The 14,929-nt window shown below is 73.0% G+C and carries 6 protein-coding genes and 1 pseudogene; 1 reads left to right on the top strand and 6 read right to left on the bottom strand.

Annotated features, from left to right (window positions below):
• Positions 1–43: 43 nt before the first annotated feature.
• The 4 genes from ACZ5GH_RS25205 to ACZ5GH_RS25220 form a co-directional block, all read right to left on the bottom strand.
• Positions 44–1,057: a carbohydrate ABC transporter permease gene (locus tag ACZ5GH_RS25205; protein WP_387757921.1), complete on the bottom strand. Its 1,014-nt coding sequence runs from the start codon at positions 1,055–1,057 to the stop codon at positions 44–46.
• 26 nt (positions 1,058–1,083) lie between these two features.
• On the bottom strand, positions 1,084–2,439 hold the full coding sequence (locus ACZ5GH_RS25210) for an ABC transporter substrate-binding protein (RefSeq protein ID WP_387757922.1): 1,356 nt from the start codon (positions 2,437–2,439) through the stop codon (positions 1,084–1,086).
• Between the two features lie 119 nt (positions 2,440–2,558).
• Entirely contained in the window at positions 2,559–3,749 is a 1,191-nt protein-coding gene (locus ACZ5GH_RS25215) for an ROK family transcriptional regulator (RefSeq protein ID WP_387757924.1), read from the bottom strand.
• A 206-nt stretch (positions 3,750–3,955) separates the two neighbouring features.
• On the bottom strand, positions 3,956–5,134 hold the full coding sequence (locus tag ACZ5GH_RS25220; protein WP_464335293.1) for a mechanosensitive ion channel family protein: 1,179 nt from the start codon (positions 5,132–5,134) through the stop codon (positions 3,956–3,958).
• 514 nt (positions 5,135–5,648) lie between these two features.
• On the opposite strand from ACZ5GH_RS25220, the pseudogene ACZ5GH_RS25225 reads away from it, so the two are divergent.
• Positions 5,649–6,152: pseudogene (locus tag ACZ5GH_RS25225) on the top strand (HNH endonuclease); the annotation flags it as partial.
• A 357-nt stretch (positions 6,153–6,509) separates the two neighbouring features.
• Here the strand turns inward: ACZ5GH_RS25225 and ACZ5GH_RS25230 are convergent.
• Positions 6,510–10,352 carry a beta-N-acetylglucosaminidase domain-containing protein gene (locus ACZ5GH_RS25230; protein WP_464336865.1) on the bottom strand — a complete coding sequence of 1,281 codons (3,843 nt, stop codon included), beginning with the start codon at positions 10,350–10,352 and terminating at the stop codon, positions 6,510–6,512.
• 265 nt (positions 10,353–10,617) lie between these two features.
• The gene (locus ACZ5GH_RS25235; RefSeq protein WP_464335294.1) at positions 10,618–14,850 is read right to left on the bottom strand and encodes a ricin-type beta-trefoil lectin domain protein; all 4,233 of its coding nucleotides are present in this window, start codon (positions 14,848–14,850) and stop codon (positions 10,618–10,620) included.
• Positions 14,851–14,929: the final 79 nt, after the last annotated feature.

The following is a 14,929-nucleotide window of genomic DNA, read 5'->3' on the forward strand; positions in this document are numbered from 1 at the left end:
GACGATTCGCGTCGCGAGCCCGACTGGAATCGTCGGACACGTCCTAGTCGTCGCTCGCCATGAAGCCGGAGCGGCGGCGGAGCAGGATCGAGGTGACGGCCATCGAGATGGCGAACAGCACCAGGGCGACGACGCAGGCCGCGCCGTAGTTGTAGCTCTGGAAGCCGAGCTTGTAGACCATCTGCGGCAGGGTCCAGGTGGAGCCGCCCGGGTAGCCGGGCTCGAACTGCTGCCCGGAGTTGCCCGCGATGCCGCTGGCGACCTTCCCGGCGACGTACGCCTGGGTGTAGTACTGCATGGTCTGGATCACCCCGGTGACCACCGCGAACATGATGATCGGCGAGATGTTCGGCAGCGTGACGTACCGGAACCGCTGGAAGGGGCCGGCGCCGTCCAGCTGGGCCGCCTCGTACTGCTCCCGGGGGACGTCCAGCAGCGAGGCCATGAAGATGACCATCAGGTCGCCGACGCCCCACATGGCGAGCAGGGTGAGCGCGGGCTTGGACCAGTCCTCGGAGGCGAACCAGCCGGGCTGCGGCAGGCCGAGGTCGCCGAGCAGGTGGTTGACCGGGCCGGTGCCGGGGTTGAACAGGAAGGCGAAGGCGACGGTGGCGGCCACCGGCGGGGCCAGGTAGGGCAGGTAGAACGCGGTGCGGAAGAAGCCCGCGCCGGTCTTCACCCTGGTGATGAGCATCCCGATGCCCAGGCCGAAGGCGACCCGCAGGCTCACCATCACGACGACCAGCCACACGGTGTTGCGCAGGCCCTGCCAGAAGGCCGGCAGGTGGTTGAAGACGTAGTCCCAGTTCTTCAGGCCGTTGAAGCTCGGGTTGCCGAAGCCGTTGTAGGAGGTGAAGGAGAAGTAGGCGGTGGAGATCAGCGGGTAGGCGAAGAAGACGCTGAAACCGATCAGCCAGGGGGAGAGGAAGGCGAGGGTGCGGGCCGCCTCCCGGCGGCGCTTGCGGCGCAGCAGGTGCTGCGTGCCGGGCGCCGCCGGGCCGGTCGGTGCCGCGTCGGCCTCGTCGTTCCCCTTGCGGGTGCCGAACGCGAGTGACATGGGAGCTCCGTGGACCGTTCCCGGGCCTACTTGGCCTGGGCGATGTCGGTGTCGATCTGCTTGGCCGCGGCGGCCAGGCCCGCCTGGAGGTCGGCCTGCTTGCCGGACTCGTAGTCGTAGCCGAGGTTCTGCAGGGTCACGATGTAGGCGCCGCCGTTGGCGGCCGGCGGGGTGGTGCCGGAGTGGGGGTTCCTGGCGACGTCCAGGAAGGTCTTGAAGTTCTCGTCGGCGGCCAGCTTCGGCGAGTTGAGCGCGTCGAAGGTGCTCGGCACGTTGTGGATCGCGTTGGCGAAGTTCACCACCGCGTCGGTGTCCGTCGTCAGGTACTTGACGAACTCCCAGGCGGCGGCCTGCTTCTTGCTGGTGCTGGCGATGCCGACGATGGTGCCGGTCTGGTAGCCGCGGCCGTAGGTGTCCGCCTGGTCGTCCGGGACGGGGAAGGCGGCGGTGGCCCACTCGAAGCCGGGCTTGTTCTCGGCGAGCGAGGCGGTGCGCCACTCGCCGTCGAGGATCATCGCGACCTGGCCGGTGTGGAAGGGGTTCTTGGCGCTGAACTCCTCGCCGAAGGTGGCGCGGTACTTCTCCAGCTTGGCGTAGCCGCCGAGCTGGTCGACCAGGCCCTTCTGCCACTTCAGCATCGCGGCGACCTTCGGGTCGGCGGCGATGCTCGACTTGCCGTCGGCGCCGAAGTAGCTCGGCCCGTACTGGCCGAGGTAGTGCTCGGTGGTGGACTCGTAGCCGTGGTACAGCGGCATGAAGCCGAGCTGCTTGTAGGAGTCGCCGTCGGCCTGGGTCAGCTTGACGGCGTCCTCGGCGAACTCGCTGAAGGTCTTCGGCGGGTTGGCGATGCCGGCGTCGGCGAAGGCCTTCTTGTTGTAGTACAGGCCGTACGCGTCGCCGAGCAGCGGCAGCGAGCACTGGTTGCCCTTGAACTGGGTGTAGGCGAGCATCGCGGCCGGGAAGGTCTTGGCCGGGTCGATGCCGCTCTTGTCGAGCATCGGCTTGAGGTCGGCGAAGGCCTTGGTCGAACAGAACATGCCGACGTTGTTGGTGGTGAAGGAGGAGACCACGTCCGGTGCGCTGTCACCACCGGCCCGCAGCGCCTGGTTGACCTTGTCGTCCGGGATGTTGCCCACGGCCTTGACGTGGATGTTGGGGTGGGCCTTCTCGAAGGCGGCGATGTTGTCGTTGATCGCCTTGGTCTCGTTGTCCTGGCTCCAGCCGTGCCAGAAGGTGATGGTGACGTCCTTGCCGCTGGCCGAGTCGTCGGTGCCGCCCGAGTCGCTGGAACCGGTGCAGGCGGAGGCGAGCAGGGCCAGGACGGCGCTGCCGGCGACGGCGGCGATCGTGCGACGGCCTCGGCGGGAGGTGGTGGCGTGCACTTCGGGATCCTCCTGGGAGTGCGCGGGCAGGCCTCGTTGCCTCGGGTCCCGCGTTCGGGGGTTGGGGAGAGGTGGGTGCAGGTGGGCGAGGTGACAGCGGGAGCGTCAGCGGGTGGACGTCAGTGGGTGGAGAAGACCGCCTCGCGGGCGTCGGACAGGGCACGTTGCAGGGCGCCGAGCAGGACCGGTGAGCCGGGCAGGGCGCTGCTGCGGACCTCCGGCCGGGCGATGGAGATCCGCGCCAGTTCGTCCTCGACGAGGGCGCGCAGCCGCTCGCCGCCCGCGCTCGGCACCACGCCGGAGAGGACCACCAGCTGGGGGTCGACGACGGCGACGATCACCGCCAGCCCGACGGCGAGCCGCCCGGCCAGCTCGGCGAGGAAGGCGTCGCCGGCGCCGGGGGTGGCCAGCGCCTTGGCGATGGACTCCTGCGCGGTGGCCGCGCCGAGCCCGTGCTCCCGGGCCAGGGCCCGGACGGCGGGGGCGCCGACCAGGGCCTGGAACCCGCCGAACTTGCGGCGGCGGGCGTCCCACTCGACCGGGGAGTCGGGCAGCGGCATGTAGCCGACCTCCCCGGCGCCGCCGGTGAAGCCGCGGTGCAGCCGCCCGGCGATCACGATCGCCGCGCCGACCCCCGCCCCGGCCCAGAGCAGGACGAAGTCCTCGAAGCCGGCCGCGGCGCCCGAGGACTGCTCGGCGACGGCGGCCAGGTTCACGTCGTTCTCGATCGACACCGGCGCGCCGATCGCCGCGGTCAGCTCCTCGACCAGCCGCGGCGAGTGCCAGCCCGGCAGGTGGGAGGCGTAGCGCAGCCGGCCGGTGACCGGGTCGGGAGCGCCGCCGACCCCGACCGCGGCGGTGCGCAGCGAGCCCTCGGGGAGGCCGGCGGCCCGGACGGCCGCCGCCACCGCGGCGGCCACGGCCGACACGGTCCCGGCGGCCGGGACGCCCTTGGTCGGCATGGTGTGCTCGGCCAGGGTGGTGCCGGTGATGTCGGCGACGGCGACCCGGATCTCGCTGTTGGTGACGTCCAGTCCGGCGACGTACCCGGCGGCCGGATTCACCTGGTACAGCCGGGCGTTGGGCCCGGGGCCGCCCGCCGTGGTGCCGACCGGCAGCACCAGCCCGGCCGCCTCCAGCCGGGCCAGCAGCTGGGAGGCGGTGGGCTTGGAGAGCCCGGTGAGGGTGCCGATCTGGGTGCGCGAGAGCGGCCCGTTCTCCAGCAGCAGTTCGAGGGCGGCGCGGTCGTTGATGGCGCGCAGCAGGCTGGGGGTGCCGGCGAGGGGGGCCTTGGCGGTGCTCTTGGTCATGCCCGGAATCCTCCTCTTTCGGCTCGCTCCGGTGAACTGTTAGGAAACTTTCCAGTCGCTTGGCAAGGACCGTAAGGGCCGTGTCGTCGGGGTGTCAATGGTGGGTGGAGCGGAGGATGCCGAAGCGTTACCGGACAGCCCGAAGGCCCCGCCCCCACCGTGCCCGGGGTGGGAGCGGGGCCTTCGGGCGGTCCGTCGGGGAGCCGCTACGCCTTCGCCGGGTCGTCCGCGCCCTTCGCGGACGGGATCGGCTCGGCGGCCTTGAAACGGGCGGAGTTCGGGTCGGCGAGCGCGGACGGCGCGGCCTGCTCGGCGGCGGGTACCGGGGAGGGCGCGATCACCACGCCGGTCGCCCCCGCCGCCGCGGCCGCCGGGACCTCCTCCTTGACCTTGATGCCGGCCCGGTCGAAGGCCATCTTCAGCCGCTGGCGCAGCGCCCGGGAGACGGAGAGGGCCTTGCCCGGGGCCGTCCGGGCCTCGACCCGCAGCACCACCGAGTCCGGGGCGACCGACTCCACGCCCAGGATCGACACCGGCGCCCAGATCAGCTCGTCGTACGGGGCCTCCTTGGCCATCAGCTCGGCCGTCGCCAGGATCAGGTCCTCGACCCGGACGAGGTCCTCCTTGTACCCGACCTGCACGTCCACCGAGGCGGTCGCCCAGCCCTGGCTCATGTTGGCGATCCGCTTCACCTCGCCGTTGCGGATGTACCAGATCTCGCCGTTCGCGCCGCGCAGCTTGGTCACCCGCAGGCCGACCTCCAGCACGGTGCCGGTGGCCACCCCGGTGTCGATCTCGTCGCCGACGCCGTACTGGTCCTCCATGATCATGAAGACCCCGGAGAGGAAGTCGGTGACCAGGTTGCGGGCGCCGAAACCGATCGCCACACCGGCCACACCGGCGCTCGCCAGCAGCGGCGCCAGGTTCACCCCCAGCGCGGACAGCACCATCAGCGCCGCCGTGCCCAGGATGGTGAAGGAGGCCACGCTGCGCAGCACCGAGCCGATCGCCTCCGAGCGCTGCTGGCGCCGCTCCGTGTTCACCACCCCGGTGTTGGCCAGCAGCCCGCCCAGCCGGCTCTCCTCCTGGTGCTCGGAGGTGCGCGCCATCCGCCCTATCAGCTGGGTGATGAGCTTGCGCACCACGGCCCGCAGCACCAGGGCCAGCACGATGATGAAGACGATCCGCAGCCCGGAGGCCAGCCAGCCCTGCCAGTGGGTGTCGAACCAGCTGGCGGCCTGCCGGGTGGTGTCCGAGACCTCCTGCGCGCTGGTCGGGATCCGCAGGTCGAACTCGGGCAGCTGCGCGGTGGGGCTTGGGGTCGGCGTCGGGGTGGCGAGCGCGGCGGACGCGTCGGACGGACCGGTGGCACCGGAGCTGAACACGTGCGGACCTTCCTGGCTGGGTGCGTGGTGGTCCGCACCGCCGACGAGCGGCCCGCGGACCGTGAGCGCTAGCCTATCCGCCGCACGATGCCCGCCAGGACGCGCCGGGAACCTCCCGCGAGCGTGCCCGAGGGCGTACGGAGCGTCCCGAACGCCCCGTCAACGCCCCCGCACGCTCCCTCTCCACCCGGGCCGCGAAGCCGTCCGGGGCCGTCCGCGGCCGTCCGGGGCCACTCGGGACGCTGCTCCGGACGGCCGAACCCTGCCCCCGGAGGCCCACCCGGCAGGGTCACCGGGGCGGGCCGCACCGCCACCCGGGTGCAACCCGACCTTCCCCCGGGCATACCGGCTATGACAGAGACCACACCCGGAGTTCGCGTCAGGTCCGTTACACAGGAGTGGTGGCGCCGTACAAAGGCGTAAGGCGACACTGGGGGAGATCGCGCACGCGTGGCGCGGTCCAACCGCTCGTCCCGGCGCGAGCCACGCGCCGCAGGCGTCCAAGGAGGCATCCGTGCCGCATGTCCTGGTCCTCAACGCGTCCTACGAGCCGCTCGGCGTCGTATCGATGCGCCGCGCACTCATCCTGGTCCTCAACCACAAGGCGGTCAGCCTGGAGGACTCGGGAGTCACTCTGCACAGCGCCACCAGCGCCCTTCCGGCGCCGTCCGTCGTCCGTCTGACCCGCTTCGTGCGGGTCCCGTTCTGCGGGCCCGTCCCGCTCACCCGCCGGGCGCTGTTCGCCCGCGACCACGGCCGCTGCGTCTACTGCGGGGCCGCCGCCACCAGCGTCGACCACGTCATCCCGCGCAGCCGCGGGGGCCAGCACCGGTGGGACAACGTGGTGGCGGCCTGCCGCCGCTGCAACCACACCAAGGCCGACCGCCACCTCACCGAACTCGGCTGGCGGATGAAACGACCACCCGCGCCGCCCAGCGGCCTGGCCTGGCGCATCATCGGCACCGGGATCAAGGACCCGCGGTGGCGGCCCTATCTGGAACCCTACGGCGGCGGTGACCAGCTGCGCGCCCCGCAGTGGGGCGAGTACGAGCACCACGACCATACCGAGCAGCCGGTCCACCCCGTCCCGCTCGGCCGGGCGCACGCCGCCCACCCCGCCCCCGTCCGCCGCGGCGAGCAGCCCGCACCGCTCTCCGCCTGACCCAGCTCCACAAGGGCCCGCCCGTCACACCGTCGGTACGCGCCTCATGGGCCGCCGAGCCCCCCGCACCGGGGAGCCGGCGGCCCGCCGCGTGCCCGGGGACCTTGCCGGGGCCGGCCGTGCGTCCCGCAGCGTTCCGGGGGACCTACCCGGAACCGGCCGTGCGTCCCGCCGCGTTCCGGCGGCCCTTCCCGGGACCGGCCGTGCGGGCCGTCACGGCTTGGTCGCCGCCGGGGGCGCCGCGGGGGCGACCGGCGCGCCGCCCGGCTGGGCCGGCTGTCCGGCCGGGGGCTGCGGCGCGGCCGGCGGGGCCACCGCGTACAGCTCGACGCCCCACAGCGAGTAGCCGTACTTGGTCGCCCGCGCCACGCCCTGCACCCGGACGTACCGGACGCCGGGCGCGTCGAAGCGCACCGTCTCGTCGCCGCCCTTGCCGCCGTCCACCGTCGCCGCGTCGGTCCAGGTGTTCCCGTCCGCCGAGACCTGGATCCGGTACGAGGCGGCGTACGCGGCCTGCCAGTGCAGCACCGCCGCGCCCAGCCGGGTCGCCTGCGGCAGCTCCAGCCGCACCCAGGCGTCGTCCTTGGCGGGCGAGGACCAGCGGGTCTTCGGATCGCCGTCGGTGACCGCCGAGGCCGGGAAGTTCGCCGTCTCGTCGCCCGAGGAGGTGGCCTTCGCACCGACCGCCAGGTCCGGACCGCCGGTGGGCGGCACCACGTGCACCTGGAGCACCTGCCGGACGGTCGTCCCGGCGGCCACGAACTGCACCGGCACCTGGTACGTCCCGGACGGCGTCTCCGCGGTGGCGTTGACCAGCAGCGGCACGCCCACCCGGCCGCCGCGCGGCACGGTCACCGGGCCGGCCGGGGTCACGGTCAGGCCCTTGGCGGCGGCCGGCACCTCGGTGCGCAGCTCGCCGGTGGTGCCCTCGGGGCGGCCGGCCTCCACGGTGGCCCGGGTCTGCACGGGCGCGGCGGCGCCGGTGACCACGTCCAGGGCCGGGTCGGAGAGGCTGAGCCGGGCCGCCGGGGCGTCCGCGTACCAGGGGATCACCTGGTTGACCACCGGCGGGTCGCCGCCGGGCCGCCAGGTCAGCCGGAAGGCGTCGGCGGCCAGCCCGCCGGCCGGCAGCTCGTTGTAGCCGGGCTGCACGGTGCCGATGTCGGCCCACGTGCCGTCGGCCCGGCGCACCGCGACGGTGGCGGTGGCGCGCACGGCCGGGTCGGTCAGCACGGTGAGCCGGTCCAGCGGACGGGCCGCGCCGAGCTCGACGACGAGCGGCTCGTCCAGCGCGGTCGGCGCGTTGGCGGCCCGGTACGCGGTGTCCGGGTTGCCGTCCAGCACGGCGGCGGCGGGGGAGCCGGGCGCCGCGTCGGGACCGCCGCTGACGCTGGCCGGGGAGTCGTCCGGGGCGGTGACGGTGAACTCGCGCACCGCGACGGCGGTCTTCTGCGCGGCGGTGGCCCGCAGCCGCACGGCCCGTACCACGGTGCCCGGCGGGAGCTGGGCGCTGACCGTCTTCTGGTTCCTGACGGTGGCGAGCTGCTTCCAGCCGCCCTCGCCGGTGGAGTACTCCAGCACGCCGTCGCGGATGTAGTCGTCCGTGGCGGTCCGGGCGTCCGGGCCGTTGCCCCAGCCGCCCATCAGCACGGTCACGCCGCTGACCGGGCGGCCCGCACCGAGGTCCAGGCCGACCGCGTCGCCGGGCTGCGGGGGAGCGGAGCTCCAGTAGAAGGTGTCGGCCACGCCGTCGGTCATCAGCGCGGGCAGGTGGTCCTGCGCGGTGCCCATGGTGGTGGTCGGGGCGACCGCGCCGCCGCCCACGCCCGACCAGTTGTCGGCGGCGCGCACGGCCCGCTCCAGGAACGGGGCGAGCACCCCGGCGCCGACGGTGGCCGGGGCCCGGTCCAGCTGCTCGCGCAGCCGGTTGAGCTCGACCCGGGCCTTCCAGGCCGCCGTGCCGTCGCCGCCGTGCTGCGCCAGCAGCATGTCGAGGGCGGCCTGCCCGGCCAGCCCGTAGTCGCGCAGCGGGCCCAGCCAGGGCGCGGCCTCGGCGGCCAGCTGGGTGGTGGCCGGGGTGCCGGCCAGGGTCTGCTGGGCGGTGGCCATGGTGGCGAAGGCGTCCCGCAGCGGGGCGGCGGCCTCGATCAGCCTGGCCAGGTCGGGGGTGCTGCCGGAGGTGGGCTCGGCGGCCGCCCAGAACCGGTCCAGCAGCGGCGTCAGATAGCCGGACTCCTGCTTGGACAGCGGCGAGGAGGTGCTGTTCCCGGCCAGCGCGGTGACCGCGGACAGCGCCGTCCCGGCGGGCGTCGGGGCGGCGCCGGTCGGCCCTGCCAGCGAGCGCACGGCGGCCTGCCAGGACTCCTGCGGCTGGTACCCGGCCGGGTTCCAGGCGAAGTCGCCGGCCGTCGAGACGGCGATCCGGGAGGCCACCGGCTGCCGCATGGCGCCGGTCAGCAGCGCCGCCGAGCGGGTGGCCACCTCCGGGTCGCGCCCGCTGTAGGCGCCGAGGAAGAGCCGGTCCGGGCTGGCGTCGTTGACCGGGTAGTTGTCCATGGTGAGCAGCGGGCGCCCGTACAGCCCGGCGGTGTCCGAGGCCTGGGCGGCGGTGATCTTCTCCGGGATCACCCCGACCCCGCTCCAGGCCACCTGCACGCCCTCCGGCAGCGCCGCCGCCAGGGCCTTGCGGTACGGGGTGGAGCCCTGCTGGTGGTACTCGGTGGGGACGACGGACAGCGGCGCCAGGCCCGGGTTCCGCGCGATCAGCCGGTCCTGCACCTTCCGCACCAGCGCGGCCTGCGCCTTGGCGGCGGCGGTGGGCCCGGAGCCGTACTCGTCACTGTCGTCGTCGCAGTGCCACTCGTCGTAGCTGACGTCCAGGAACTGCAGCTGGAAGGCGGTGAAGCCGAGCTTGCGCAGCCCGTCCAGCTTGTTCACCAGGGCGTCGACGTCCTTGCCCGAGCTGAAGCAGAAGGACTGCCCCGGGTCGATCGCGTAGCCGAGCGTGACGTGGTTCTGCCGCGCCCGGAAGCCCAGCTCGCGCAGCTCCTCGGCCTGCGCCTCGGGGTAGGCGTCGCGCCAGCGGGAGAGCCGGTACGGGTCGTCACCGGGGGCGTAGAGGTAGAAGTTCTGCTTGGAGCGGCCCAGGAAGTCGACCTGCTCGAGCCGCTGCTGGGCGGTCCACGGGGTGCCGTAGAAGGCCTCCGCGGTGCCGCGCACCGGGGCGCCGGTCGGCCAGTCCCGCAGCGTGATCCCGGGCAGTCCGAGCCCGGCCGCGCCGGGCGCCTGGCCCTGCCCGGCCGGTACGGCGGCGAGCAGCTGACGCAGGCTCTGCGCGGCGTAGAAGGTGCCGGTGGCGTCCACGCCGGACAGCACCACGGCGCCGTACGTCCCGCCGCCCTGGGCGGGCAGCTGACCGGCCGCCAGCACGTAGCCGCCGGCCGGCATGCCCGCGGTCGTCGGCCCGGTGCCGTCCTTCCCGCCGGCCGCCGCGGACAGCTGCCGCAGCACCCGGTCCACCTCCCCGTCGGCGCCCTCGGCGGGCCCGCCGACGTACACCACCAGCGCGCCGGCGGCCGGCGTCCCGCCGTCCGGCTGCGGCGTCACCTCGCCCGCCCCGGCGACCTCCAGCACCTCCCGGACGGCGTGCACCGCCCCGAGGTCCACCTTGGGGGCGGTCACCAGCGTCACCGCGGAGGGCACCGCGACGGGTCTGCCCGCCAGGGTCTGCTGCTGCGGCTTCGGGAACACCTTCGGATCGGTCACGCTGCCCAGCGGCGTCTGCGGCGCGGTGCTCACCACGTCCGGCGCCGAGGCCGCCGCGTACGCCGTCGACGGCAACGAGCCCGCCAGCAGCCCGCCGACCACCGCCGCGGCCGCGACCCCGGCGGCGATCTGCATCGTCCGCCGGCCCGGGCGGGCCTCCCGCACCGACGCCAACAGCGGCTCCGTCCCCTTGAGATCGGCGATCAGCCGGTCCGCCGTCCGCGGCGCCAGCTGACGGCACGTCCGCGCGGTGGCCCGCCGCGCGACCACCGCCGCGGGGTGCTGCAACACCTCCCGCAACGCCGGACTCTGCTCCAACTGCGACCGCAGCCGCCGCCCGGCCACAACGGACACTCGGGCTTGCACAGGAGCCTCCTCGCCAGGCCACGACCACATCGCCGCCACCCCACCAGCTGGCCAACCCGGGTGTCAACGCCATCGACGGCTATTCCCACCTTGCCCCGATTTGTCCCTCCACCCGAACCATCTCGACACCACGTCAGGGCCCGCGCCGCCCCCGGCGACACGAGCCCTGACGCCTACCCGGCCCCGAAGGTCAGGAGCGCGGCGGAGCCGGCGGCACCGCCGTCCTCAGTGTCGGTATGCTCCACTGCTGGTTCGCCCCGTAGCCGCAGCCCGCGATCTGGAGCCGCGTGCCGCCGGCCGCCGGCCCGCCCGGCAGCTCGAAGCACTTTCCGGAGGCGGGGTGGTACAGCGCACCGTTCGCGAGCGGGATCCACTTCTGCGCCGTGGTGCCGTCGCAGGTGTGGAACTCCAGCTGCGTGCCGTCGGCGGTGCCGGCGTTCACCGTGGCGATGCACCCGCCCTTGACCCTGACGGTGCCGTCGTTCCCGAGGGCGAGCTGCTGTGCGTCGCTCCCGTTGCAGGCCACCAGCGAGATCGGATTGCCGTTGGCGGTGCCCGCGTTGATGTCGTCGACGCACATGCCCGCGTCGACGCCCGAGCGGACGACGCTGGTGGCGCTCGGAGCCGTCGGAGCCACCGCGAACGGGTAGACGGCGGTGCTGCCGATGGCTCCGTCGAAGCTGACGGACGGCTTTGACTGGTACTTGTACCGGCCCAGCGTGAACGGCCCCGAGGACGCCGGGCTGGTGCTCGCCCGGTGGACCTTGGTGCCGGCCAGCACGCCGTCGACGTAGAGCGCCATCGCTCCGGTGTCGGCGTTGTAGGAGGCGGTCAGCCGGGTCCAGACACCGGGCCGGGTCTGAGCGGCGGCGTTCTGCGTGTCGGTGTAGTCGTACGACCAGGTGTCGTCGTCCGTGTACGCCAGGCCGAAGTGCCAGTTCTTGCCCACGCCGTCGCTGTAGAGCAGGAAGTTGCTGGCGTGCGCGGTCTCCTGGCTGGCGACCACGCCGCCGGCCGGACTGGACTTGGCCCAGGTGGAAATGGCGAAGCTCCTGCGGGTGTCGACCACGGGGCCCGACATGGTGACGTTCGAGCCGACGCCGGGGTTGAAGTAGCCCACGGTGGCGGGCCGGCCGTCCACGGTCTCCGGGCCCCAGCCGACGTTCGTGGCCCAGCCGTCGGCGCGCTTCTGCCCGTCGCGGACGGTGTTGGTGCCGTCGTGCGCGGCCAGCCAGTTGCCGGCGGGGCGGTTGAGGTTGCCGAGCGCGACCGGGGTCTTCTCCAGGCCGGTCACCGTCGCGCCGCCGGTGGTGTCGGCCGCCTTGGTGCCGATGCCGGCCCAGGCGATCAGCTGGTTGTTGGTGTCCACGGCCCAGAGGTCGGGAACGCCGTCACCGGTGACGTCGCCGTTGGAGCCGACCTTCGGGTAGAGCTTGGCGTCGGCGCCGTTGGCCAGCCAGCCGCTGGTGGGGGTGGCGAACGCCGAGGCGTCGAACTTCCTCGGGGCGCTGCCCTTGGCCAGCTGGTAGGCGTGGACGGTTCCGTCACCCTTGGACCGGGCCCAGACGGTGGGGAGGTTCGTGCCCTTGGCCGGACCGGGGGTGATCAGGTCGTAGAAGTCCCAGTTGCGGTCCTGCGACAGCAGATAGGTCGGCCCGTCGAGGGTCTTGGCGCTGGACGACGTCGCGAGCCACAACTGACCGGCCTCGACGTAGAGGAGCGAGGTGCGGGGAAGCCCGAGCTGCCCCGTGCCAGGGTCACGAGGGTTGTCGTCGTAAGTCGATCCGAAGGCCGCGATCTGGGTGACTCCCGACCAATCCGACCGGCCACAGGTGGTCGGCGTGTAATCGGGGTTGTAGCAGTTGCCGGGCTTCGGGAGCGGTACCCCGCTCTGGTTGTCCAGGGTGGCGGCGATGCCGTCGTTGGCGTACAGGTACAGCTCCGCTGCACCGGGAGCGTGCGCGATCAGGTCGTCGACGTTCCGCTCGCTGAGAGAACCCCGGTGAGTGATCTGGACGGTGCTCCAGTTGGTGGTGCCGGGGGCGGATGCGGGCTTGGCGTTCGGAGCCGCGTACGGGTCGGCGCTCGCACCGATCATGCGGAGGGCGCCCGCGCCGTCAGGCAGGAGGACGTCCGCTTTCAGGTCACCGTCGATGTCCCCCATGATCGGGGGACCCGCGGCGGGGTTGCTGGGCACGAAGAAGGTGTACGCGACCGGCTGGGACATGTTGCCGGCGTTGTCCTGGGTCTGCAGGTAGAGGAAGTTGGTCCCCCAGTGCTTGGCGATGTACTTCAGCTGGTGGCTGCCACCGTCCACCGTGACGATGTTGTCGCCGCCGTCGGTGCACTTCCAGCCGGTGGCCGCGGCCTGGACCGGGTCGGTGGTCCAGCGGGCGCAGGCGAGACCGGAGGTCTGGCCACCGGTGGCCGGAGCCGGGTCGGTGCCGGTCAGGGTGAAGTACCCCTCCTCACCGACGCGCTTGGGGTGCCCCCCCAGGGTGCCGGACTCGGGGAAGTCGGTCGAGGTGATGCGGGCAGTCGGCGGGGTGCGGTCGATGCGCAGGTAGCACGTCGGGCTGTTGTCGCTGGTGAGCGTTCCGTCGGTGGTGGCGGCGGACCAGCTGTACTGGTGTCCGTCGATCAGCGGTCCGACGCTCACGTTCTTGCGCCCTGAACTCGCCGCCCAGTCGGTCTCGTAGACCTTCGGGGAACTCGGGGCGTCGGTGTCCCAGATCCTGAACGCGGTCCACAGCTGTTCACCGGTCGGTGACCAGGTGTCCACGCTCAGATTGATGTCGGTGTTGATCCCGACCCAGCCCGGGGCGTCCATAGGGTTCGCGGCGCCTCCGGTCCGGCACTTGTCGTGCGAGTCGTTCCAGGCGAAGCCGGGGGTCGGACTGGTCGCGGGGTCGCCGATGTGGGGCGTGAAGTCGTAGGTCACGACGACGTGCGGGTTGTTGGCGAACCGCTGGCGGTAGTACTTGTTGCCCTCGTCGTCGGGCGCGAACATGAAGGTCCAGCCGTCCCAGTGCTCACGGGCGGCCTGGACCATCTGGCCGTGGACGTCGAACTCCTTGCCGCCCTCACCCTTGATCCAGGCCGTGCCGACCTTGGAGCAGTTCCACGGTTCGGGACACGGCTGGGCGTTCCAGCGCGTCCACTGGTTGATCGGGTTGCTGTTGCCCGACCCGGTCGAGTAGAGACCCATCGGCGTCGCAGTCTCCTGGCTGGACGACTGCGCGACGGTGGCGTAGAGCTTGGCGGCGAGAACGGTCGAGCCCCAGAACGCCGAGTTCAGGCCGATCTGGAAGTAGGCACGCTCCTTGCCCTCCCTCTCGCAGCGGTGCTGAGTGTCGATGTAGCCGCAGTAGCCGGCCGCCGGGGTGTCCTGGCCGTACTGCGTGCCGTTGTACTCCATCGTCTCCGGGTAGGCGGACTGCACCTGGGCCCAGGCCTGGGTGCCGTTGTCGACGCTGGGGTTCCAGCTCGGATCGATGAACCAGGGGCCGGTGCCCTGGCCGAGGGCCGAGGCGTCCGGCACCAGGTCGATGCCGCCGCCGCTGACGGCGGTGGCGACCGGGGCGGTCCGGGCACCGGGGCCAGGGGCCTTGCTGTCGGACCCGGCAGTGACCGGGGCACCGTCCGAAGCGGGCGCCGCGGCGGTCCTGGCCGCCGCCTTGAACTGTGCGTCGGAGCCGGGAACCGTGGAGGAGTCCCACATGACGGGTGCCGGCGCGGTGAAGCGGGGCTTGCCGGAAGCATCCGCGGCAGTCAGGTTGCCGTTGGCGTCCGCCCTGACGGTCAGCCCGTCGACGATGGTGTCGAGGTGCAATTTCTTGATCTTCGGATCGGCCGCCGCCTGCGGGGTGCGCACGATCAAAACATGGCGCCAACCACCGGCGGGGGTGGCGCTCAGCTCCAGGTCGACATCGGGCAGGACGGAACGGTAGAGCGCGCTGCTGCCGGCGAGTTCGGGCTTCGGCAGGGTGAAGGGCGCCTTGATCGACAGCTTCTTGCCGTCGGCCGTGGCCATGGTGGCCAGTGGGCCGCTGCCGCCGCCGGAGAAGGTCAGCCCGGACGGCACGGCGGTGGGCGTGACCGTGCCGTCGATGTTGGTCCGCAGGGTCGCGTCCACGGCCCGCCAGGAGCCGTCGGCGTTCTTGATCCGCTCCACCACGGGGGAGGAGTCGGTGGTCAGCGTGCCGTCCGGATTGGCCGTGGTCTGGCTGCCGCCCGTGGTCATGTAGTCGACCACGACGGGTTTCCCGGTGCTCTTCGCCTTCGCCTGGGCGGTGCGGATCGCCTCGGTCTGTGCCGAGCGGGGAGCGGACTGTTCCGTGGCCGGAGGGGACGGCCAGGAGGTGTCGGCGGGGCCGCGGTTGCGGTCGGCGGGGGTCGCCGCCGCGGTACCGGGGACCGCCAACAACCCCGCACCGAGCGAGAGGACGGCCGTGCAGGCGAGTGGCAGGAAAGCCGCGCGGAATGTCTGGGATCCGCTGGGC

The organism is Kitasatospora sp. Xyl93, assembly GCF_055383135.1.

What these genes read in the sequence shown, in the direction of transcription:
- ACZ5GH_RS25205 (WP_387757921.1), bottom strand. Translation starts at nt 1,057, where the DNA reads ATGTCACTCGCGTTCGGCACCCGCAAGGGGAACGACGAGGCCGACGCG.
- ACZ5GH_RS25215 (WP_387757924.1), bottom strand. Translation starts at nt 3,749, where the DNA reads ATGACCAAGAGCACCGCCAAGGCCCCCCTCGCCGGCACCCCCAGCCTG.